19 protein-coding genes are annotated in these 21,177 nt (G+C 61.2%); 1 reads left to right on the plus strand and 18 read right to left on the minus strand.

Features of this window, described 5'->3' with window-relative positions; genetic code table 11:
* Positions 1–5 precede the first annotated feature (5 nt).
* From surE to BM300_RS21045, 5 genes are read right to left on the minus strand one after another with little or no spacing between them, the layout of a single operon-like run.
* Positions 6–755, minus strand: coding sequence for a 5'/3'-nucleotidase SurE (surE, locus tag BM300_RS21025; protein ID WP_092346702.1), 750 nt, complete (start codon positions 753–755; stop codon positions 6–8).
* Positions 743–1,801 (minus strand): tRNA pseudouridine(13) synthase TruD, encoded by a 1,059-nt coding sequence (gene truD, locus BM300_RS21030; protein ID WP_092223241.1) that lies wholly within the window; start codon positions 1,799–1,801, stop codon positions 743–745. The genes surE and truD overlap by 13 nt, the downstream gene beginning before the upstream one ends.
* Entirely contained in the window at positions 1,798–2,271 is a 474-nt protein-coding gene (gene ispF, locus BM300_RS21035) for a 2-C-methyl-D-erythritol 2,4-cyclodiphosphate synthase (protein ID WP_072343388.1), read from the minus strand. The genes truD and ispF overlap by 4 nt, the downstream gene beginning before the upstream one ends.
* Positions 2,272–2,314: 43 nt before the next feature.
* Positions 2,315–3,160, minus strand: a complete 846-nt coding sequence (gene fghA, locus BM300_RS21040) for an S-formylglutathione hydrolase (RefSeq protein WP_092346699.1) — start codon at positions 3,158–3,160, stop codon at positions 2,315–2,317.
* An 8-nt stretch (positions 3,161–3,168) separates the two neighbouring features.
* A complete protein-coding gene (locus BM300_RS21045) occupies positions 3,169–4,281 on the minus strand; it encodes an S-(hydroxymethyl)glutathione dehydrogenase/class III alcohol dehydrogenase (RefSeq protein WP_063322750.1) in 1,113 nt (370 codons plus the stop codon).
* A 107-nt stretch (positions 4,282–4,388) separates the two neighbouring features.
* On the opposite strand from BM300_RS21045, the gene BM300_RS21050 reads away from it, so the two are divergent.
* On the plus strand, positions 4,389–5,285 hold the full coding sequence (locus tag BM300_RS21050; RefSeq protein ID WP_072343395.1) for a LysR family transcriptional regulator: 897 nt from the start codon (positions 4,389–4,391) through the stop codon (positions 5,283–5,285).
* A 52-nt stretch (positions 5,286–5,337) separates the two neighbouring features.
* Here BM300_RS21050 and ispD read toward each other — a convergent pair whose 3' ends face one another.
* The 13 genes from ispD to lpxD form a co-directional block, all read right to left on the minus strand.
* Entirely contained in the window at positions 5,338–6,045 is a 708-nt protein-coding gene (gene ispD / locus BM300_RS21055; RefSeq protein WP_092144074.1) for a 2-C-methyl-D-erythritol 4-phosphate cytidylyltransferase, read from the minus strand.
* Complete coding sequence (gene ftsB / locus BM300_RS21060) at positions 6,042–6,320, minus strand: cell division protein FtsB (protein ID WP_003184873.1); 279 nt, start codon at positions 6,318–6,320, stop codon at positions 6,042–6,044. Before ftsB ends, ispD begins: the two co-directional genes overlap by 4 nt.
* A gap of 171 nt (positions 6,321–6,491) precedes the next feature.
* Positions 6,492–7,781: a phosphopyruvate hydratase gene (eno, locus tag BM300_RS21065; RefSeq protein ID WP_030139475.1), complete on the minus strand. Its 1,290-nt coding sequence runs from the start codon at positions 7,779–7,781 to the stop codon at positions 6,492–6,494.
* A 204-nt stretch (positions 7,782–7,985) separates the two neighbouring features.
* The gene (kdsA, locus tag BM300_RS21070) at positions 7,986–8,831 is read right to left on the minus strand and encodes a 3-deoxy-8-phosphooctulonate synthase (RefSeq protein WP_063322754.1); all 846 of its coding nucleotides are present in this window, start codon (positions 8,829–8,831) and stop codon (positions 7,986–7,988) included.
* Between the two features lie 4 nt (positions 8,832–8,835).
* Entirely contained in the window at positions 8,836–10,467 is a 1,632-nt protein-coding gene (locus BM300_RS21075; RefSeq protein WP_003198266.1) for a CTP synthase, read from the minus strand.
* 274 nt (positions 10,468–10,741) lie between these two features.
* Positions 10,742–12,067: a tRNA lysidine(34) synthetase TilS gene (gene tilS, locus BM300_RS21080; protein WP_092463875.1), complete on the minus strand. Its 1,326-nt coding sequence runs from the start codon at positions 12,065–12,067 to the stop codon at positions 10,742–10,744.
* A gap of 132 nt (positions 12,068–12,199) precedes the next feature.
* Positions 12,200–13,147, minus strand: coding sequence for an acetyl-CoA carboxylase carboxyltransferase subunit alpha (locus BM300_RS21085; protein ID WP_063322756.1), 948 nt, complete (start codon positions 13,145–13,147; stop codon positions 12,200–12,202).
* Positions 13,148–13,296: 149 nt separating this feature from the next.
* Positions 13,297–16,818: a DNA polymerase III subunit alpha gene (gene dnaE, locus BM300_RS21090; protein WP_063322757.1), complete on the minus strand. Its 3,522-nt coding sequence runs from the start codon at positions 16,816–16,818 to the stop codon at positions 13,297–13,299.
* Between the two features lie 200 nt (positions 16,819–17,018).
* Positions 17,019–17,672 carry a ribonuclease HII gene (rnhB, locus tag BM300_RS21095; RefSeq protein ID WP_092463878.1) on the minus strand — a complete coding sequence of 218 codons (654 nt, stop codon included), beginning with the start codon at positions 17,670–17,672 and terminating at the stop codon, positions 17,019–17,021.
* Positions 17,669–18,799 (minus strand): lipid-A-disaccharide synthase, encoded by a 1,131-nt coding sequence (gene lpxB / locus BM300_RS21100; protein ID WP_063322759.1) that lies wholly within the window; start codon positions 18,797–18,799, stop codon positions 17,669–17,671. Before lpxB ends, rnhB begins: the two co-directional genes overlap by 4 nt.
* Positions 18,800–18,801: 2 nt before the next feature.
* Positions 18,802–19,578, minus strand: coding sequence for an acyl-ACP--UDP-N-acetylglucosamine O-acyltransferase (lpxA, locus tag BM300_RS21105; RefSeq protein WP_092463881.1), 777 nt, complete (start codon positions 19,576–19,578; stop codon positions 18,802–18,804).
* Positions 19,575–20,015: a 3-hydroxyacyl-ACP dehydratase FabZ gene (fabZ, locus tag BM300_RS21110; protein ID WP_003184897.1), complete on the minus strand. Its 441-nt coding sequence runs from the start codon at positions 20,013–20,015 to the stop codon at positions 19,575–19,577. The genes lpxA and fabZ overlap by 4 nt, the downstream gene beginning before the upstream one ends.
* A gap of 105 nt (positions 20,016–20,120) precedes the next feature.
* The gene (lpxD, locus tag BM300_RS21115; RefSeq protein ID WP_060738995.1) at positions 20,121–21,176 is read right to left on the minus strand and encodes a UDP-3-O-(3-hydroxymyristoyl)glucosamine N-acyltransferase; all 1,056 of its coding nucleotides are present in this window, start codon (positions 21,174–21,176) and stop codon (positions 20,121–20,123) included.
* Between the last annotated feature and the right edge of the window lies 1 nt (position 21,177).

Genomic DNA, 21,177 nt, shown 5'->3' on the forward strand with positions numbered 1-21,177 from the left:
AGCCATCAGCGCAGCCCCTCCAGCCAGCCATCGAGATTTCGAAAGGCGTCGTTGAAGGTACGGTCCAACTGCAACGGCGTGATCGAGATATAACCTTGCATCACCGCATGGAAATCAGTGCCCGGCCCGCCGTCTTCGGCATCACCGGCGGCGGCGATCCAGTAACCGGCCTTGCCGCGCGGGTCGACGACATGCATAGGTTTGGCGGCCCGGGCACGGTGGCCCAGGCGAGTGAGCTGGATGCCACGGATATGATCGAGCGGCAGGTTGGGGATATTCACGTTCAGCACCGTGCGTGGCGGCAGCTCCAACTCGCCGTGGGCTTCGACCAGTTTACGAGCGAAATAGGCAGCGGTCGGCAAGTTATCGACCTGCCGCGAAACAAACGAAAAGGCAAACGATGGCTTGTCCAGGAAACGACCTTCCAGGGCGGCGGCAACCGTGCCGGAATAAAGCACGTCGTCCCCCAGGTTGGCGCCCAGGTTGATACCTGACACCACCATGTCCGGCTCACGCTCCAGCAAGCCGTTGAGGCCCAGGTGCACGCAATCGGTCGGAGTACCGTTGAGGCTGATGAAACCGTTATCCAGATAGCAGGGGTGCAACGGACGGTCGAGCGTCAGCGAGCTGCTGGCGCCGCTTTTGTCCTGGTCCGGGGCGATGACCACGCACTCGGCAAAATCCGCCAGCGCAGCATAAAGCGCGGCAAGACCGGGTGCTGTCACCCCGTCGTCGTTAGAAATCAGAATACGCATGGGCTGTCCGTCTGCCCCACCGGCACCAAATCGACGAGTTCGCGCACCAAGACAGTGGCGAAACATCCGGCCGGCAGGACGAATTCCAGTTGCAGAATGTCAGGCTGGGGATAATGCCACGACAGGCCGCCAATGGGCAGTCGCAGGATGCGACGTTCGTGACTCATTCCCGCGTTTATCAACCAGTCCCGCAGGTCGGCTTCGCCCGCGGCGATGGCTTGTTCCAACTCGAACGTCGCGCCAGCGGCAGGCGAAGGTCCCTCGCCCCACTGCGGCCCGGTCGGGTGCAAGTCGAGAATGGCCAGGCGCGGGTCGCTGCACTCAGCCTCGCCGGCGGGGAAAAAACTGCGGCTGTCGGTGAAGGCGAGCAAATCGCCCACCTGCGCTTGCTGCCAGGTACCGTCGGCGACCCGCGCCGCCAACACCCGGTTGAACAGAAAGCTGCGGGCGGTGGACAACAACCGCGAGCGTACATTGCGCTGTTCCGGCAACGCCTTGCGCGCCGCCCAGGCCCGGGCATCGACGACATTGCCGCCGTCATGGCCGAAGCGCTGGGCGCCAAAATAGTTGGGGATGCCCTGGCGGACGATCTGTTGCAGCCGCGTATCGATCGCCGTCGTGTCGCCGTTGAATTGAGTCAGGCGCAAGGTAAAGCCATTGGCCGAGTGCGCGCCGCGTTGCAGCTTGCGCCTGTGGCGTGCGGTCTTGAGGATTTTCAGCGTGTCGTTCTCTGCCGCCGACAGGTCCGGATCGGCCTTGCCCGGCAATTGGATGCTGAACCACTGGCGGGTCAGGGCCTGGCGGTCCTTGAGCCCGGCGTAGCTGACAGTGCGCAACGGCACGCCGGCAGCCTTGGCGATTCGCCGGGCGGCTTCTTCGGTGTTCAAACCACGTTTTTCAACCCAGATCCACAAGTGCTCGCCATCACCGGTCAACGGGATGTCGAGCACTTCATCGACCTGGAAATCTTCAGCGGTGGCCTTGAGTACCGCACTGCCCAGCGGTTCGCCGTAGGCACGCGGGCCCAACAGTTCCAGTTCAGTCATGGGCGCAGCAACAAGGCGACGGAGTGGACGGCAATGCCTTCTTCGCGACCGACGAAACCAAGCTTCTCGGTGGTGGTGGCTTTCACGTTCACTTGGTCCAACTCAACTTGAAGATCCTCGGCAATCAGCTGGCGCATCGCTTCGATGTGCGGCGCCATCTTGGGGGCCTGGGCAACGATGGTGTTATCGACATTGCCGACTTTCCAGCCCTTGGCGTGGATCAGCGAAACCACATGACGCAGCAGCACGCGGCTGTCGGCGCCCTTGAATTGCGGGTCGGTGTCGGGGAAGTGCTGGCCGATGTCACCCAGGGCCGCGGCGCCGAGCAGTGCATCGCTCAAGGCATGCAGCAGGACATCACCGTCAGAATGCGCGAGCAGCCCGAAGCCGTGTGCGATCCGCACGCCGCCCAGAGTAATGAAGTCGCCTTCAGCGAAACGGTGAACATCGTAGCCGTGGCCAATACGCATAAAAAAACGCCCCGATTTTTGTCAGGGCGTGATTCTACCTGCATTAGAGGTTTAGAGCGCGCGCATGATGCTGCAAGTGGTCGTCGATGAAGCTGGCGATGAAGAAGTAGCTGTGGTCGTAGCCCGGTTGCAGGCGCAATTCCAACGGATGATCGGCCGCCTTGGCCGCCTGTTGCAGGGCTTCGGGCTTGAGCTGGTTGGCCAGGAAATCATCACGATCGCCCTGGTCCACCAGCAATGGCAGCTTCTCCTGCGCCTCGGCAATCAACGCACAGGCATCCCATTCACGCCATTTCGAGCGGTCTTCCCCCAGGTAACGAGAGAAAGCCTTCTGGCCCCATGGGCAATCCATCGGATTGTTGATCGGCGAAAAGGCCGACACCGAACGGTAACGCCCCGGGTTGCGCAAGGCGCAGACCAGCGCGCCATGGCCGCCCATGGAATGACCACTGATGCCACGTTTGTCCGAGGCCGGGAAATGCGCTTCGACGAGTGTCGGCAACTCCTGCACCACGTAGTCATGCATCCGATAGTGCCGCGCCCACGGATCCTGCGTGGCGTTCAGATAAAAACCCGCCCCCAGGCCGAAGTCCCAGGCGCCGTCCGGATCGCCCGGCACGTCGGCGCCACGGGGGCTGGTGTCCGGCGCAACGATGATCAGGCCCAACTCGGCGGCCATGCGCTGGGCACCGGCCTTTTGCATGAAGTTCTCGTCGGTGCAGGTCAACCCGGACAACCAGTACAGAACAGGCAACTTGCCGCCCTGCTCCGCTTGCGGCGGCAGGTACACGGCAAACACCATGTCACAACCGAGCACGTCGGAACGGTGCCGGTAACGTTTGTGCCAGCCGTCGAAGCTTTTCTGGCAAGAAATGTTTTCCAGGCTCATGACCGACCTCAGAAATGAATAACGGTGCGGATGCTCTTGCCTTCATGCATCAGGTCGAATGCCTTGTTGATATCTTCCAGGCCCATGGTGTGGGTAATGAAAGTATCCAGCGGGATTTCGCCCTTCTCGGCCATGTCCACGTAGCTTGGCAATTCGCTGCGACCGCGCACGCCACCAAAGGCCGAACCGCGCCAGACGCGCCCGGTCACCAACTGGAAGGGACGGGTGGCGATTTCCTGGCCGGCGCCGGCCACGCCGATGATCACCGACTCGCCCCACCCTTTGTGGCAGCACTCCAGCGCGGCACGCATCAACTGGACATTGCCGATGCACTCGAAGGAAAAGTCCACGCCGCCGTCGGTCATATCCACGATGACCTCCTGGATCGGACGATCGAAGTCTTTCGGGTTGACGCAATCGGTAGCGCCCAGTTGCTTGGCGATTTCGAACTTGGCCGGGTTGATGTCAATGGCAATGATGCGCGAGGCCTTGGCCTTCACGGCACCAATCACGGCCGAAAGGCCGATGCCGCCCAGGCCGAAGATCGCCACGGTATCACCTGGCTTGACCTTGGCAGTGTTGAGGACCGCGCCGATGCCAGTGGTGACACCACAACCCAGCAGGCAGACTTTTTCCAGCGGCGCTTCTTTTGGAATCTTCGCGACGGAGATTTCCGGCAGCACGGTGTACTCGGAGAACGTCGAGGTGCCCATGTAGTGGAAAATCGTCTCGCCCTTGTAGGAAAAGCGCGAAGTGCCGTCCGGCATCAGGCCTTTGCCCTGGGTGGCGCGAATCGCTTGGCAGAGGTTGGTCTTGCCCGACTTACAGAATTTGCACTGGCCGCACTCCGGGGTGTACAGCGGGATCACATGGTCCCCCACCGCGACCGAGGTCACGCCTTCGCCGACGGCTTCGACAATAGCGCCGCCTTCGTGGCCGAGGATCGACGGGAAGATCCCTTCCGGGTCGGCGCCCGACAAGGTGTAGGCATCGGTGTGGCAGACACCGGAAGCCACCACGCGCAACAGCACTTCGCCCGCCTTGGGCATGGCGACGTCGACTTCAACGATTTCCAGGGGTTTCTTGGCCTCGAAGGCAACGGCAGCGCGCGACTTGATCATCCGGTCTCTCCAGCAAATAAAAACAAGACCGGGAGTGTAATCCTCCGCCGGACGATGAATAATCCAACCAAAAGCAAAACATTATTGCCGTACAGGGATAATCCTTCATGTCCGAAAACCGCTGGGAGGGGATCGACGAATTTGTGGCCGTGGCCGAATGCAGTCAATTCACCGCCGCCGCCGAACGCCTCGGGGTGTCGTCTTCCCATATCAGTCGACAAATCGTACGGCTCGAAGAACGTCTACAAACACGTTTGCTGTACCGCAGTACCCGCCGGGTGACACTGACCGAAGCGGGACAAACCTTTTTGCAGCATTGCCAGCGCCTGCAGGACGGACGCGAGGAAGCACTGCGGGCCGTCGGCGACCTGGCCAGCGAACCCAAGGGCATGCTGCGCATGACCTGCGCCGTGGCCTACGGCGAGCGATTTATCGTGCCGCTGGTGACGCGCTTCATGGGGCTCTACCCGCAGTTGCGGGTCGACATCGAGCTGAGCAATCGCCCATTGGACCTGGTACATGAGAGCCTGGACCTGGCGATTCGCCTGGGTCGCTTGCAGGACTCCCGCCTGGTCGCTACGCGCCTGGCACCGCGACGCATGTACCTGTGCGCTTCCCCCTCATACCTGGAACGCTACGGGCGACCCCACAGTCTGTCGGAACTGAGCCGCCACAACTGCCTGATCGGCAGCTCCGACATCTGGCAACTGGAGCAGAATGGGCGGGAATTTTCCCAGCGGGTACAGGGAAACTGGCGCTGCAACAGCGGGCAAGCGGTGCTCGATGCGGCGTTGCAAGGTGTGGGGTTGTGCCAACTGCCGGATTATTACGTGCTGGAGCATTTGCACAGCGGTGCATTGATCTCGCTGTTGGAAGCCCATCAGCCGCCGAATACGGCAGTGTGGGCGTTGTATCCACAGCAGCGGCATCTGTCGCCGAAGGTGCGCAAGTTGGTGGAATATTTGAAGGAAGGGTTGGCTGGGCGGCCGGAGTATCGGGGGTGACCGGGGGTCTTTGTTGCCTGGGCTGACGATCTAACGAGGGAACAGATCCCGTTTAATGCCGATTCGCCCAGCGCTGGCGCAACCACTCCAAATCTTCCGGCCGGGTGACCTTGATATTATCGGCCCGCCCTTCGATCAGCCGTGGCGCCTGCCCCGCCCACTCCATGGCGGACGCTTCATCGGTAATCACCGCATCCGCCACCAGGCTGTCAGCCAGGGCCCGATGCAAGGCGCCGAGGCGGAACATCTGTGGCGTGTAGGCTTGCCAGATCACGCTGCGATCAACGGTCTCCAGCACGCGGCCGTGTTTGTCGACGCGCTTGAGGGTGTCGCGCGCCGGAACGGCCAGTAGGCCGCCGACCGGGTCGTTCGCCAACTCGCTGAGCAGTGTGTCCAGGTCGGCCCGGGCCAGGTTGGGCCGGGCAGCGTCGTGCACCAGCACCCAGTCGTGATCGTCGGCGCCCTGCTCGTGCAGGTGCAGCAAGGCATTGAGCACTGAATCCGAACGTTGCTCGCCACCGTCGACACGCTGGATGCGTGTGTCGTTGGCACAGGCCAGGGTCGGCCAGTAGGGATCATCGTGTGCAAGGCTGACCACCACACCCTTGACGGTGGGATGGTCGAGAAAACAGCCGAGGCTGTGTTCAAGAATTGTGCGTCCGCCCAATTGCAGGTATTGCTTGGGACGGTCCGCAGCCATACGAGCGCCAACGCCCGCGGCAGGAATTACGGCCCAGAAGGCCGGCAAACGAATACTCATTGGGCCAACTGGTAGAGGGTTTCGCCCTCCTTGACCATGCCCAGTTCATGTCGAGCCCGCTCTTCAACGGTCTCCATGCCTTTTTTCAGCTCTGTCACTTCGGCGTCCATCACCCGATTACGCTCCAGCAGCGCCTCGTTTTCGGCGTGTTGGTCGGCAATTTGCTGAGTCAGGTCGGCCACTTGCGCCAAGCTGCCATTGCCCACCCACAGGCGGTACTGCAGGCCGGCCAGCAACAGGAGCAAGACAAGAAACAACCAATTGGGACTGCGCATCGAATATCAGGTATCCAGTGAAAAAAGACCGCCATGCCAAACTTTGAAGCGTCTGATAGCACGAAGCCTGGAAGAACCAGGCTTGTGCTTGATAAGGCATCAGATTAGAGACAAAACCGCCGCCATGGCGACTTTTGCGACCTAAACCGCTGTCTTTTTACCATTTACCGCTTAACCGCGAAACTCGGCGCGACCGTTGTACTTGGCCTTGCCATTCAATTGCTCTTCGATACGCAGCAGTTGGTTGTACTTGGAAACGCGGTCGGAACGGCACAGCGAACCGGTCTTGATCTGGCCTGCCGCAGTGCCCACGGCCAGGTCGGCAATGGTCGAGTCTTCGGTTTCACCGGAACGGTGGGAGATCACGGCGGTGTAGCCGGCAGCCTTGGCCATCTGGATGGCTTCCAGGGTTTCGGTCAGGGTGCCGATCTGGTTGAACTTGATCAGGATCGAGTTGGCGATCTTCTTGTCGATGCCTTCTTTCAGGATCTTGGTGTTGGTCACGAACAGGTCGTCACCCACCAGCTGGGTTTTCTCGCCGATCTTGTCGGTGAGGATTTTCCAGCCAGCCCAGTCGGACTCGTCCAGGCCGTCCTCGATGGAGATGATCGGATAACGCTCGGTCAGGCCCTTGAGGTAGTCGGCGAAACCTTCGGCAGTGAACACCTGGCCTTCGCCGGACAGGTTGTACTTGCCGTCTTCGAAGAACTCGCTGGCGGCGCAGTCCAAGGCCAGGGTCACGTCGGTGCCCAGCTTGTAGCCAGCGTTGGCCACGGCTTCGGAGATCACTTTCAGCGCGTCTTCGTTGGACGCCAGGTTCGGTGCGAAACCGCCTTCGTCGCCAACCGCGGTGCTCAGGCCACGGGCTTTGAGCACAGCCTTGAGGTGATGGAAAATCTCGGTGCCCATGCGCAGGCCTTCGGAGAAGGTCTTGGCGCCAACCGGCTGCACCATGAATTCCTGGATGTCGACGTTGTTATCGGCGTGCTCGCCGCCGTTGATGATGTTCATCATCGGCACCGGCATCGAGTAGACACCCGGGGTACCGTTGAGGTTGGCGATGTGGGCGTACAGCGGCAGGTCCTGGTCCTGGGCAGCGGCCTTGGCAGCGGCCAGGGACACGGCGAGGATCGCGTTGGCGCCCAGGGTGGCTTTGTTTTCGGTACCGTCGAGCTTGATCATCGCGTGATCGAGGGCTTTCTGGTCGGCAGGATCCTTGCCCAGCAACAGGTCACGGATCGGACCGTTGATGTTGGCGACAGCTTTGAGCACGCCCTTGCCCAGGTAACGGCTCTTGTCGCCATCACGCAGCTCCAGCGCTTCGCGCGAGCCAGTGGAAGCACCGGACGGCGCGCAGGCGCTGCCGATGATACCGTTGTCGAGAAGCACGTCCGCTTCAACAGTGGGGTTGCCACGGGAGTCGAGAACTTCACGACCTTTGATGTCGACGATTTTTGCCATTGTTGTAAACACTCCAAAGTTGACTAGAACGTTGCAGGAAGCTTGCTCCCACTCGGCTGCGACACGACTTGAACTCAACGGGAGCGCTTCGCACTCCAGCGGGAGCAAGCTCCCTCGCCACAGGGTACAAGGCGTGCCCTCAAGAACGGTGCGGCCCGCAGGCCAGAGCGATTATCGGGCGGTACTTTACCGGAGAAAACCGCGTTACGCGGTTTCTATCGTCGGAAAACTCTTGACCAACTCGTCCAACGCCTTGAGCTGAGACAGGAAGGGTTCCAGCTTGTTCAAACGCAAGGCACAAGGACCATCGCACTTGGCGTTGTCTGGATCGGGGTGGGCTTCGAGGAACAGACCGGCCAGGGACTGGCTCATGCCCGCCTTGGCCAGATCAGTGACCTGGGCGCGCCGACCGCCAGCGGAGTCGGAACGACCGCCAGGCATCTGCAAGGCATGCGTCACGTCGAAGAGCACCGGGTACTCAAACTGCTTCATGATGCCGAAGCCGAGCATGTCCACCACCAGGTTGTTGTAGCCGAAGCTCGAACCACGCTCGCAGAGGATCAACTGGTCATTGCCGGCCTCTTCGCACTTGCTCAGGATGTGTTTCATTTCCTGGGGCGCGAGGAACTGGGCTTTCTTGATATTGATCACCGCGCCGGTCTTGGCCATCGCGACCACCAGGTCGGTCTGGCGCGACAGGAAGGCCGGCAACTGGATGACGTCGCAGACCTCGGCGGCGACGGCGGCCTGGACCGGCTCGTGGACGTCGGTGATGATCGGCACGCCAAAGGCTTGCTTGATGTCCTGGAAGATCCGCATGCCTTCTTCCAGGCCTGGGCCACGGTAGGACGTCACGGACGAACGGTTGGCCTTGTCGAAACTGGCCTTGAAGACATAAGGAATCCCCAGTTTCTGGGTGACCTTCACGTACTCTTCGCAGACCTGCATCGCCATGTCGCGGCTTTCCAGCACGTTCATGCCGCCAAACAGCACCATGGGCTTGTCGTTGGCAACCTCGATGTCGCCGACGCGGATTATCTTCTGAGCCATCGTCTTATGCCTTTTTCTGGTGTTGAGCCAAAGCGGCTTTCACGAAACCGCTGAACAACGGATGACCGTCCCGTGGTGTCGAGGTGAACTCGGGGTGGAACTGGCAGGCGACGAACCATGGGTGATCCGGAGCCTCGACCACTTCGACCAGCGCGCCGTCACCGGAACGACCGGAGATTTTCAGGCCGGCTTCGATCAACTGTGGCAACAGGTTGTTGTTCACTTCGTAGCGATGACGGTGACGCTCGACGATCACATCCTTGGCGTAGCAATCGTGCACCTTGGAGCCGGCTTCCAGCAGGCATTCCTGGGCACCGAGACGCATGGTGCCGCCCAGGTCCGAACTTTCGGTACGCACTTCCACGGCACCGGTAGCATCTTCCCACTCGGTGATCAGGCCCACGACCGGATGGCCGCTGGCACGATCGAACTCGGTGGAGTTGGCATCTTTCCAGCCCAACACGTTACGGGCGAACTCGATGACCGCCACTTGCATGCCCAGGCAGATACCCAGGTAGGGCACCTTGTTTTCGCGAGCGTATTGCACGGCAGTGATCTTGCCTTCCACGCCCCGCAGGCCGAAGCCGCCCGGCACGAGGATCGCATCGGCGCCTTCGAGCAGGCCGGTGCCCTGGTTCTCGATGTCTTCGGAATCGATGTAGCGCAGGTTGACCTTGGTACGGTTGCTGATGCCGGCGTGACTCATCGCCTCGATCAGCGACTTGTAGGCGTCCAGCAGTTCCATGTACTTGCCGACCATGGCGATGGTGACTTCGTGCTCCGGGTTGAGCTTGGCATCGACCACGGCTTCCCACTCGGACAGATCGGCACTGGCGCATTGCAGGCCGAAGCGCTCGACGACGAAGTCGTCCAGGCCCTGGGAGTGCAGGATGCCCGGAATCTTGTAGATGGTGTCGGCGTCTTCCAGACCGATGACCGCACGCTCTTCAACGTTGGTGAACTGGGCGATCTTGCGACGCGAAGAGATGTCGATCGGGTGATCGGAGCGGCAGATCAGCACGTCCGGCTGCAGGCCGATGGAACGCAGTTCCTTGACCGAGTGCTGGGTCGGCTTGGTCTTGGTTTCGCCAGCGGTGGCGATGTACGGGACCAGGGTCAGGTGCATCAGCATCGCGCGCTTGGCGCCGATTTCAAAACGCAACTGGCGGATGGCTTCGAGGAACGGCTGGGACTCGATGTCGCCCACGGTACCACCGATCTCGACCATCGCCACGTCGGCATCGCCGGCACCCTTGATGATGCGGCGCTTGATTTCGTCGGTGATGTGCGGGATGACCTGGATGGTCGCGCCCAGGTAGTCACCACGACGCTCCTTGCGCAGCACGTGCTCGTAGACACGGCCGGTGGTGAAGTTGTTGTTCTGGGTCATGGTGGTGCGGATGAACCGCTCGTAGTGGCCCAGGTCCAGGTCGGTCTCGGCGCCGTCGTGGGTGACGAACACTTCACCGTGCTGGAACGGGCTCATGGTGCCCGGGTCGACGTTGATGTACGGGTCCAGCTTGAGCATGGTGACCTTAAGTCCCCGCGCCTCCAGGATGGCCGCCAATGAAGCCGAGGCAATGCCTTTCCCCAATGAAGAAACAACACCGCCCGTGACGAATATGTAGCGCGTCATGAAAAACCCTAGAAGTCTGCGTTAAAGCGGTCCGAGCCGCCGGGGAAAGCGAAGGAAGGCCGAAGCCCCCGATCACCTGCATTAATCACAGTGCACCTTTCAAAAAAACCGCCGCGTTGGGACAGACCGGAAGTGAAATCACCGGTACGTTGCTCGCTACACATTTTTTGGAATCGCCCAGCAAAGACTGCTTGGTAATCGGCAACTCCTGCAATTCAGGCGAATCCACAGAAGTTGTATCAAGAAGGGAGCGTAGTCTACCGGAAAGCCCCTTTCAGCTCAAACCCAGATCTTGGCTTCCTGGCGTCCAGATCAATTGCCAACTGCCATCAGCCTGTGCATCGAGCCCGGTCAGGTTGGCCACCGCCAGCAATTGCTCGCCCTGATAGAGCAGCGGCAATCGGCCGCGAACGAACACCGGCACGGCCTTTTCATTGAGCAAACGCTTGAGGTCACGATGACCACGACCCGCTAACACCATCACCTCGCCGCCTTGACGATAGCGCACGCTAAGCGGTCCCGCAGGCGGCGTGCCGTCGAGCACTACCCGACCATTGCCCGGCAAGCGCAGCGCAACCGCCGGATCGGCCCAGTCGACGGTGCCTGGCAGCGAACATAGCCAGTGGTCGGATAACCACCAGACCCGCCCGGCGGCGCGATGCAGCTCGCCACCGGCCAGGCGCCAGATCGGCCGGGCATCGTCGGCAGCATCGCGCAACGAGTCCCAGCCCGACCAGTGATCGGTGTCGGGCAGCAGGGTCATCGGTGCCAGCCAGTGGCTCAAGGCGTTGCGCTGACGGGCCGGCGACAACGCCCGCAAAGGCGCCAGCGCCAGGGATTGCAGCCCGAGCCAGTCGAACGCGCCCGGGGTCGCGGCCTGGGCCAGGTCGATTTGCGCCAGATCGTCCAGCAACCCCTGGGCTTCGCCCATGTGCGCAGCGCTACGAGCCAGGGTCGTCGAAGCTTGGGGCCATTGCTTGGCCAACACTGGAAAAACTCGCTGGCGCAGGTAATTGCGCGCGTACCGATGGTCGTCGTTGGATGGGTCTTCGATCCAGCTCAAGCCATGCTGCCTCGCATAGGCTTCCAGCTCCGCCCGGGGCACATCGAGCAAGGGCCGCAGCAAATGCCCTTGACCCAAAGGACGCTGCGCCGGCATCGCCGCCAGGCCCTTCACCCCCGCTCCCCTGAGCAGGCGAAACAGCAGGGTTTCGGCCTGGTCATCGCGATGCTGGGCGGTAAGCAGCACTTCGTTGCTGTGGATCGCCGCGACAAAGGCCGCGTAACGCGCTTCCCGCGCGGCGCGCTCGACACTGGGGCCTGGACGCACTTGCACAGCCACCACATCCAGCGGCACGCCCAGGGCCGCACAGACCGAACGGCAATGCTCCGGCCACGCCTCGGCCACCGCCTGGAGGCCGTGATGCACATGGATAGCGCTCAGCGGGGGCAAGGGTTGGCGTTGAGAAAGGGTTACAAGCAGGTGCAGCAGGACGGTGGAGTCGAGGCCGCCGGAGAAGGCGATGCGCCAGGTGGCGGCGTTGCGCCAGGAGGATAGCTGTGTGAGGAGCCGGGTTGGCAGGTCCGTGCTGTGGTTCATAAGGGTTTGCCTTGGCACAAACAAATGTGGGAGCGGGCTTGCTCGCGAAAGCGGTGTACCAGTCAACGCATCTGTTGAATGTTAAACCGCTTTCGCGAGCAAGCCCGCTCCCACATGGGTGTTGCAGTCAGATCAGAGGCCGTAGCTCATCAACCGCTCGTAGCGACGAGCCAGCAGCGCTTCGTTGTCGAACTTCTTGAGCATCGACAGTTGCGAGCTCAGCTCGGCGCGGATCAGTGCCGCCGCTGCAGCCGGATCGCGGTGAGCGCCGCCGACTGGCTCGCTGATCACTTTATCGACGATACCCAGGCCTTTGAGACGCTCGGCGGTAATGCCCATGGCCTCGGCGGCATCCGGCGCCTTCTCGGCGGTTTTCCACAGGATCGAGGCGCAACCTTCCGGCGAGATCACCGCATAAGTGGAATATTGCAGCATGTTCAACTGGTCGCAGACGCCGATGGCCAACGCACCGCCGGAACCGCCTTCGCCAATCACGGTGGCGATGATCGGGGTTTTCAGGCGCGCCATGACGCGCAGGTTCCAGGCAATTGCTTCGCTCTGGTTGCGCTCTTCGGCGTCGATGCCCGGGTAGGCACCCGGTGTGTCGATGAAGGTCAGGATCGGCATCTTGAAGCGCTCGGCCATTTCCATCAGGCGGCAAGCCTTGCGGTAGCCTTCCGGACGCGGCATGCCAAAGTTGCGACGTACTTTCTCGCGCACTTCGCGGCCTTTCTGATGGCCGATCACCATCACTGGCTGGTCTTCCAGACGGGCGACACCGCCGACGATCGCGGCGTCGTCGGAGAAGTGACGGTCGCCATGCAGCTCATCGAACTCGGTGAAGATGTGCTCGATGTAGTCCAGGGTATAGGGACGACGCGGGTGACGCGCCAGGCGAGCGATCTGCCAGCTGGTCAGCTTGCCGAAGATGTCTTCGGTCAGCGTGCGGCTTTTGTCCTGCAGACGAGAGATTTCATCGCCGATATTCAGCGAATTGTCATTACCGACCAAGCGCAACTCTTCGATCTTGGCTTGCAGGTCGGCGATCGGCTGTTCGAAATCTAGAAAATTCGGGTTCATAGGCGTCCGTCTTGGGTCGACGTCCAAGAGAGCTTGGGCCGGCCGGTTGTCTATTCGCGCCTACCTTAAGGGAGAGGCGCGTTCAGGTCGAGATTAAAAATTCGGGTCGAGATCAGGGGTATTCCGGTTTCAAGAATGGCCCCTGGCCGTCAACGGTATTGGAGGAAGACGTTGTCTTTGCCGAACTGGTCACGCAAGGCTTGAATCAACGCATCCGCCGGATCGATCCGCCAGCCTTCGCCGAACTGCAACACAGCCTTGGCATCGGGGCGTACGTACTCCATGGTGATCGGACAAGCACCGCGATGGCGCTTGAACAATTCGCCCAACCAGCGTAGCTGATCGCCCTTGAGATCCTGGGTCTGCAACTTCAGGCGCAGGCTTTCAGCCAGGTTGGTACGGGCATCTTCCATGCTCATCACCCGCTTGACCCGCAGCCGCAGGCCACCGGAAAAGTCATCGTTGCTGACCTCGCCTTCCACCACCACCATCGCGTCGGTCTGCAACAGCGACTGCGCCGAATGGAACGCATCGGCGAAAAGTGACGCCTCGATGCGCCCGGAGCGGTCGTCGAGGGTGATGAAACCCATCTTGTCGCCCTTTTTGTTCTTCATCACCCGCAGGGCGATGATCATGCCGGCGACGGTTTGCGTATCGCGCGCCGGCTTGAGGTCGATGATGCGCTGACGGGCGAAGCGGCGGATCTCGCCTTCGTATTCGTCGATCGGGTGCCCGGTGAGGTACAGGCCCAGGGTGTCTTTCTCACCCTTGAGGCGTTCCTTGAGGGTCAGCTCCTTGGCCTTGCGATGATTGCCGTAGACATCGGCGTCTTCTTCGACGAACAGCCCGCCAAACAGGTCGGCATGGCCGCTGTCATGGGTGCGGGCAGTCTGTTCGGCGGCCTTGATCGCCTCCTCCATTGCCGCCAGCAACACCGCGCGGTTGCGGTCGATGTTGGCCTGGTAGGCCTTGGGCTCATCCTGGAAATAAGGCCCCAGGCGGTCCAGGGCGCCACTGCGGATCAAGCCGTCGAGGGTGCGCTTGTTGATGCGCTTGAGGTCAACCCGAGCGCAGAAATCGAACAGATCCTTGAACGGCCCGTCCTGGCGCGCTTCGGTGATGGCTTCCACCGGCCCCTCGCCCACGCCCTTGATCGCGCCCAGGCCGTAAATGATGCGGCCTTCGTCGTTCACCGTGAACTTGAACTCCGAAGCGTTCACGTCCGGTGCGTCGAGGCGCAGTTTCATGGTCCGCACTTCTTCGATCAAGGTCACGACCTTGTCGGTGTTGTGCATATCCGCCGACAGCACCGCGGCCATGAATGGCGCCGGGTAGTGCGCCTTCAGCCACGCGGTCTGGTACGACACCAGGCCATAGGCGGCGGAGTGGGATTTGTTGAAGCCGTAGCCGGCGAACTTTTCCACCAGGTCGAAAATGTTACCGGCCAGGTCAGGGTCGATGCCGTTGGTGGCGCACCCCTCAATGAAACCGCCGCGTTGCTTGGCCATTTCCTCGGGCTTTTTCTTACCCATCGCCCGACGCAGCATGTCCGCGCCGCCAAGGGTATAACCGGCCATGACCTGGGCAATCTGCATCACCTGTTCCTGGTACAGGATGATGCCGTAGGTCGGCGCCAGCACCGGTTTCAAGCCTTCGTACTGATAGTCCGAGTGTGGGTACGCCAGCTCGGCGCGACCGTGCTTACGGTTGATGAAGTCATCCACCATGCCCGATTGCAGCGGGCCCGGACGGAACAGGGCCACCAGTGCGATCAGGTCTTCCAGGCAGTCGGGCTTGAGCTTTTTGATCAGCTCCTTCATGCCCCGGGATTCAAGTTGGAACACCGCTGTGGTTTCGGCTTTTTGCAGCAGGTTGTAGGTCGGCTTGTCATCGAGCGGGATGAAGGCAATGTCCAGCGGTTCTTCGCCGACCTTGGCCCGGTCACGGTTGATGGTTTTCAGCGCCCAGTCGATGATGGTCAGGGTGCGCAGGCCGAGGAAGTCGAACTTCACCAGGCCAGCCGCCTCGACGTCGTCCTTGTCGAACTGGGTCACCAGGCCGTCGCCTTCTTCATCGCAATAAATCGGCGAGAAGTCGGTCAGTTTGGTCGGCGCGATGACCACGCCACCGGCGTGCTTGCCAACGTTACGCACCACGCCTTCGAGCTTGCGGGCCATCTCCCAGATTTCCGCGGCTTCTTCATCGACCTTGATGAAGTCCCGCAGGATTTCTTCCTGCTCGTAGGCTTTTTCCAGCGTCATGCCGACTTCGAACGGAATCATCTTCGACAGACGGTCCGCCAGGCCGTAGGACTTGCCCTGCACCCGCGCCACGTCGCGCACCACCGCCTTGGCGGCCATGGAACCGAAAGTGATGATCTGGCTCACCGCGTTGCGACCGTACTTCTCGGCCACGTAGTCGATCACCCGGTCGCGACCGTCCATGCAGAAGTCGACGTCGAAGTCGGGCATGGAGACCCGTTCCGGGTTGAGGAAACGTTCGAACAGCAGGTCATACTCCAGCGGATCGAGGTCGGTGATCTTCTGCACATAGGCCACCAGCGACCCGGCACCCGATCCACGGCCAGGCCCCACCGGCACGCCGTTGTTCTTGGCCCACTGGATAAAGTCCATCACGATCAGGAAGTAACCGGGAAAGCCCATCTGGATGATGATATCCAGCTCGAAATTCAACCGATCGACATAGACCTGGCGCTTGGCTTCGTAATCTTCGGTGGTGTCCTTGGGCAGCAGGACGCTGAGGCGCTCCTCAAGACCATCGAAGGACACCTTGCGGAAATACTCGTCGATGGTCATGCCATCGGGGATCGGGAAGTTGGGCAGGAAGTGCTTGCCCAGCTTCACTTCGATGTTGCAGCGCTTGGCGATCTCGACGGTGTTTTCCAGCGCCTCCGGCAGGTCGCTGAACAACTCGGCCATTTCCTCGGCGCTTTTGAGGTATTGCTGGTCGCTGTAGTTCTTCGGACGGCGCGGATCATCAAGGGCGCGGCCCTCACCAATGCAGACACGGGTTTCGTGGGCCTCGAAATCTTCCTGCTTGATGAAGCGCACGTCGTTGGTCGCCACCAGTGGCGCGCCTATCTTGTCGGCCAGGGCCACGGCGGCGTGCAGGTGTTCTTCGTCGTTGGGGCGATTGGTGCGCTGCACTTCGATGTAGAAGCGATCGGGAAACACCGCCATCCAGTCGCGCGCCAGGACTTCAGCCTCTTCGGCGTTGCCACTGAGCAGGGCCAGGCCGATTTCACCCTCCTTGGCCGCCGACAGCATGATCAGCCCTTCGCTGGCTTCAGCCACCCACTCGCGCTCGATGATGATCGAGCCATTGCGCTGGCCGTCGATAAAGCCGCGAGAAATCAGCTCGGTCAGGTTGCGGTAACCCACGGCATTCATCACCAGCAGGCTGATGCGACTCAACGGCGCGTCCGGGTCCTTGTTCGACAGCCACAGGTCGGCACCGCAGATCGGCTTGATCCCAGCGCCCATGGCGGCCTTGTAGAACTTGACCAGCGAACACATGTTGTTCTGGTCGGTGACCGCCACGGCAGGCATGTTCATGCCCACCAGGGTCTTGACCAATGGCTTGATCCGCACCAGGCCGTCGACCAGGGAGTATTCAGTGTGCAGGCGTAGATGAACGAATGAAGCCGGCATAGTGATCCTGCGTTAAGTCATGAAAACAACAAGGCCCGGATTGTACCGGGCCTTGGGTAAAACATCAGCCTGCAACCCATACCGCTCATTGAAGTGATTGAATCCGTGGCGAGGGAGCTTGCTCCCGCTGGGCTGCGCAGCAGCCCCCTTCTTATGGGCGCTTCGCACCCAAGCGGGAGCAAGCTCCCTCGCCACAATGATCAGGCGAATCTCTCGATTTCGATCATCCCTTCACGGGCTTCATAAGCCAGCCGCACCGGGGCGAACGAACGCCGATGGATGGGCGTCGGCCCAAGGCGCGCCAGGGCTTCCAGATGAACGGGGGTCGGGTAACCCTTGTGACCGCCGATGCCATAGCCCGGGTAAATCAATTCGAAAGCGGCCATTTCCCGGTCGCGACTGACCTTCGCCAGGATCGAGGCCGCCGCGATGGCCGGCACCTTGGCGTCGCCCTGGATCACCGCTTCGGCGCGCATCGACAGTTTCGGGCAGCGATTACCATCGATCATCGCCAGTTTCGGCGTGATGTGCAGGCCCTGCACGGCACGCTGCATGGCAAGCATGGTGGCGTGCAGGATATTGAGTTCATCGATTTCTTCCACTTCGGCCCGGGCGATGCACCAGCTCAGGGCTTTCTCGCAGATCTCGTCATAGAGCTTTTCGCGACGGGCTTCAGTGAGTTTCTTCGAATCGTTGAGGCCCAGGATCGGCCGCTTCGGGTCGAGAATCACCGCCGCCGTCACCACCGCGCCGCACAACGGGCCACGCCCCACTTCATCGACACCAGCCACAAGTTCTTCCACTTCGGCGACCAGGTTGAAGTCCAGGCCCATCTGTAGCTTTGAGTTGCTCATGGTTTTGCGCCAATCAGGGTCAGTACCGCGTCAGCCGCCTGGTTGGAAGCATCACGACGCAAGGTACGGTGGATTTCGTCAAAGCCTCGGGTCTGCTCCTCGCCGCCGTCGATCAAGGGCGACAGCGTGGTGGCCAGCGCCTCGGCGGTCGCCTCGTCCTGCAACAGCTCCGGCACCAACAAGCGCTGGGCCAACAGGTTCGGCAAGGACACGTAAGGGCTCTTGACCATGCGCTTGAGAATCCAGAACGTCAGCGGCGCCAGGCGATAGGCGACCACCATCGGGCGTTTATACAGCAGCGCTTCAAGGGTAGCAGTGCCGGAGGCAATCAACACGGCATCGCAGGCCGCCAACGCTTCGTGGGAACGACCGTCGAGCAGCGTCACCGGCAAATCGCGACCAACCAGCAACGCCTCCAACTGCGCGCGACGCTGCGCGCTGGCACACGGCAGGACAAAACGTACACCGGGACGCAGCGCCCGAAGGCGCTCGGCGGCGTCGAAAAACAGCCCACCCAGGCGACTCACTTCGCCGCCCCGGCTGCCGGGCATCAAGGCCACCAGGGGGCCCTCGGGCAGGCCCAACGCCTGGCGGGCCGCATCGCGGTCGGCTTGCAGGGGAATGGTATCGGCCAGGGTGTGCCCGACAAATCGAACCGGCACGCCCTTCTCTTCATAGAACCGGGCTTCGAACGGCAGCAGCGTCAGCATCAGGTCGCAACCTTCGCGAATCTTCAGCACCCGCTTCTGCCGCCAGGCCCAGACCGATGGACTGACGTAATGCACGGTCTTGATACCGGCCTGACGTAGCTTGAGTTCGATATTGAGGGTGAAATCCGGCGCATCGATGCCGATGAACACATCCGGTTTTTCATCGATCAGGGTCTGGATCAGCTTCTTGCGCCGGGCCAGCAGCTCACGCAGGCGACCGAGTACTTCCACCAGGCCCATCACCGACAGGCGTTCCATCGGGAAATAGGACGTCAGCCCCTCGGCCTCCATCAACGGCCCACCAACACCAATGAATTCGACAGCGGGGTGCTGCGTCTTGAGCGCGCGCATCAGACCGGCGCCCAGAATGTCACCGGAAGCCTCTCCCGCCACCAGTGCAATACGCAAATTAGCCATGGTCAGCGAGTGATGCCGCGGGTCGAAGACTGTATGGAATCGCGGAAGATCGCCACTTCCGGGTGTTGCGCTGAAGCCTCGGCCAGTTCGGCGAGTGCCTGTTCGACCGTCAGGCCCTGGCGATACACGACCTTGTAGGCGCGACGCAGTGCCGTGATCGCATCTTCGCTGAAACCACGCCGACGCATGCCTTCGAAGTTCATGCTGCGGGCTTCGGCCGGGTTGCCGAACACCGTGACATAGGCCGGGACGTCCTTGCCGATGGCAGTGCCCATGCCAGAGAAACTGTGGGCGCCGATATGGCAATACTGGTGCACCAGGGTGAACCCGGACAGGATCGCCCAATCGTCCACGTGCACATGGCCGGCCAGGGCGGTGTTGTTGACCAGGATGCAATGGTTGCCAATCACGCTGTCATGGCCGATGTGCGCATAGGCCATGATCAGGTTATGGTCGCCCAGGGTCGTTTCGGAACGATCCTGAACGGTGCCACGGTGAATCGTCACACCTTCGCGGATCACGTTGTGATCGCCGATGACCAGACGGGTTTCTTCACCTTTGTACTTGAGATCGGGCGTGTCCTCGCCTACCGAAGAAAACTGGTAGATGCGATTGTGCCGACCAATCCGGGTCGGTCCCTTGAGAATTACGTGGGGACCGATCACCGTACCCTCGCCAATTTCCACACCTGCGCCGACAATCGACCACGGGCCGACCTCGACATCGGCGGCCAAAACGGCCGTCGGATCGATGATTGCGCGAGGGTCAATCAAACTCATAGCTTGCGTTCCGCACAGATGATTTCAGCGGAGCAGACTGGCTTGCCGTCGACCGAAGCCTGGCATTCGAATTTCCAGATCTGGCGCTTGCAACTGATGAACTTGGCTTCGAGGATCAACTGATCGCCCGGGGTGACCGGCTGGCGGAAGCGCAGCTTGTCGGAGCCGACGAAGTAATAGAGCGTGCCGTCGGCAGGCTTTACGTCGAGCATTTTGAAACCAAGGATCCCGGCAGCCTGGGCCATCGCCTCGATGATCAATACGCCCGGCATGATTGGATGCGCGGGGAAGTGACCATTGAAGAACGGCTCGTTGATGCTGACATTCTTATAGGCGCGAATGCGCTTGCCTTCAACGTCCAGGTCCACCACCCGATCCACCAGCAGGAACGGGTAACGGTGAGGCAGGTATTCGCGAATCTCGTTGATGTCCATCATTTCGGGGGGAAGCCTATGTAAAGATTGGGAGCGCACGAGTGACGCGCACTCCGCTAGCAAATCAAGATGCCCTAACGGCTGTGCACACTTGATATGGAAATGGTATCAGCCATCTGATGAAGCATTACCGCCAGGGGTCACGTCCCCTACACGCTTTTCCACCTGCTTGAGGCGCCGCGCGATGTCGTCGAGCTGGCGGATACGCGCCGCGCTCTTGCGCCATTCGGCTGCCGGCTGCATGGCCGTACCGGAAGAATAGGCACCCGGTTCGGTAATCGAGTGGGTCACCATGGTCATCCCGGTCAGGAACACGTTGTCACAGATATCGATATGGCCCACCAGCCCCACGCCACCGGCGAGCATGCAATGCTTGCCGATCTTGGTGCTGCCGGAGATGCCCACGCAGGCGGCCATGGCGGTGTGATCACCGACCTGGACGTTGTGGGCGATCTGGATCTGGTTGTCGAGCTTGACGCCATTGCCGATGACCGTGTCGGCCAGGGCGCCGCGGTCGATCGCGGTGTTGACGCCGATCTCCACGTCATCGCCAATGGTGACGCCACCGATCTGGGCGATCTTCTGCCAGATGCCTTTCTCGTTGGCGAAACCGAAGCCTTCGCCGCCCAACACCGCGCCGGATTGAATCACCACGCGCTTGCCGATGCGGACATCGTGGTACAGGGTGACCCGTGGGGCCAGCCAGCCACCTTCACCGATCTCGCTGCGTGCGCCAATGACACAATGGGCACCCAGCGTGACACCCGCACCAATGCGGGCCGCGCTTTCGATGACCACGAACGGACCGACGCTGGCCGTGGGATCGACCACGGCATCCGCCGCGATCACCGCGCTGGGATGAATACCAGCAGCCGACTTGGGCTTGGGATCGAACAGATGGGAAATTCGCGCATACGCCAGGTACGGATCGGGCACGATCAGGGCATCGCCGGCAAACCCTTCGGCATCAGCGGCCTTGAGCAACAGCGCGGCGGCCCGGCTATCGGCCAGATACTTGCGATACTGAGGATTTGCCAGAAAGCTCAACTGAGCTGGGCCAGCCTCTTGCAAAGTGGCTAGCCCAGTAATTGCCTTCTCCGGGTCGCCACGCAGGGTGGCGCCGAGGAACTCGGCCAACTGGCCGAGCTTGATAGTCGCTGTCATG

Source organism: Pseudomonas sp. NFACC46-3, from assembly GCF_900114515.1.
In the GTDB taxonomy this organism is placed as follows: domain Bacteria; phylum Pseudomonadota; class Gammaproteobacteria; order Pseudomonadales; family Pseudomonadaceae; genus Aquipseudomonas; species Aquipseudomonas fluorescens_Q.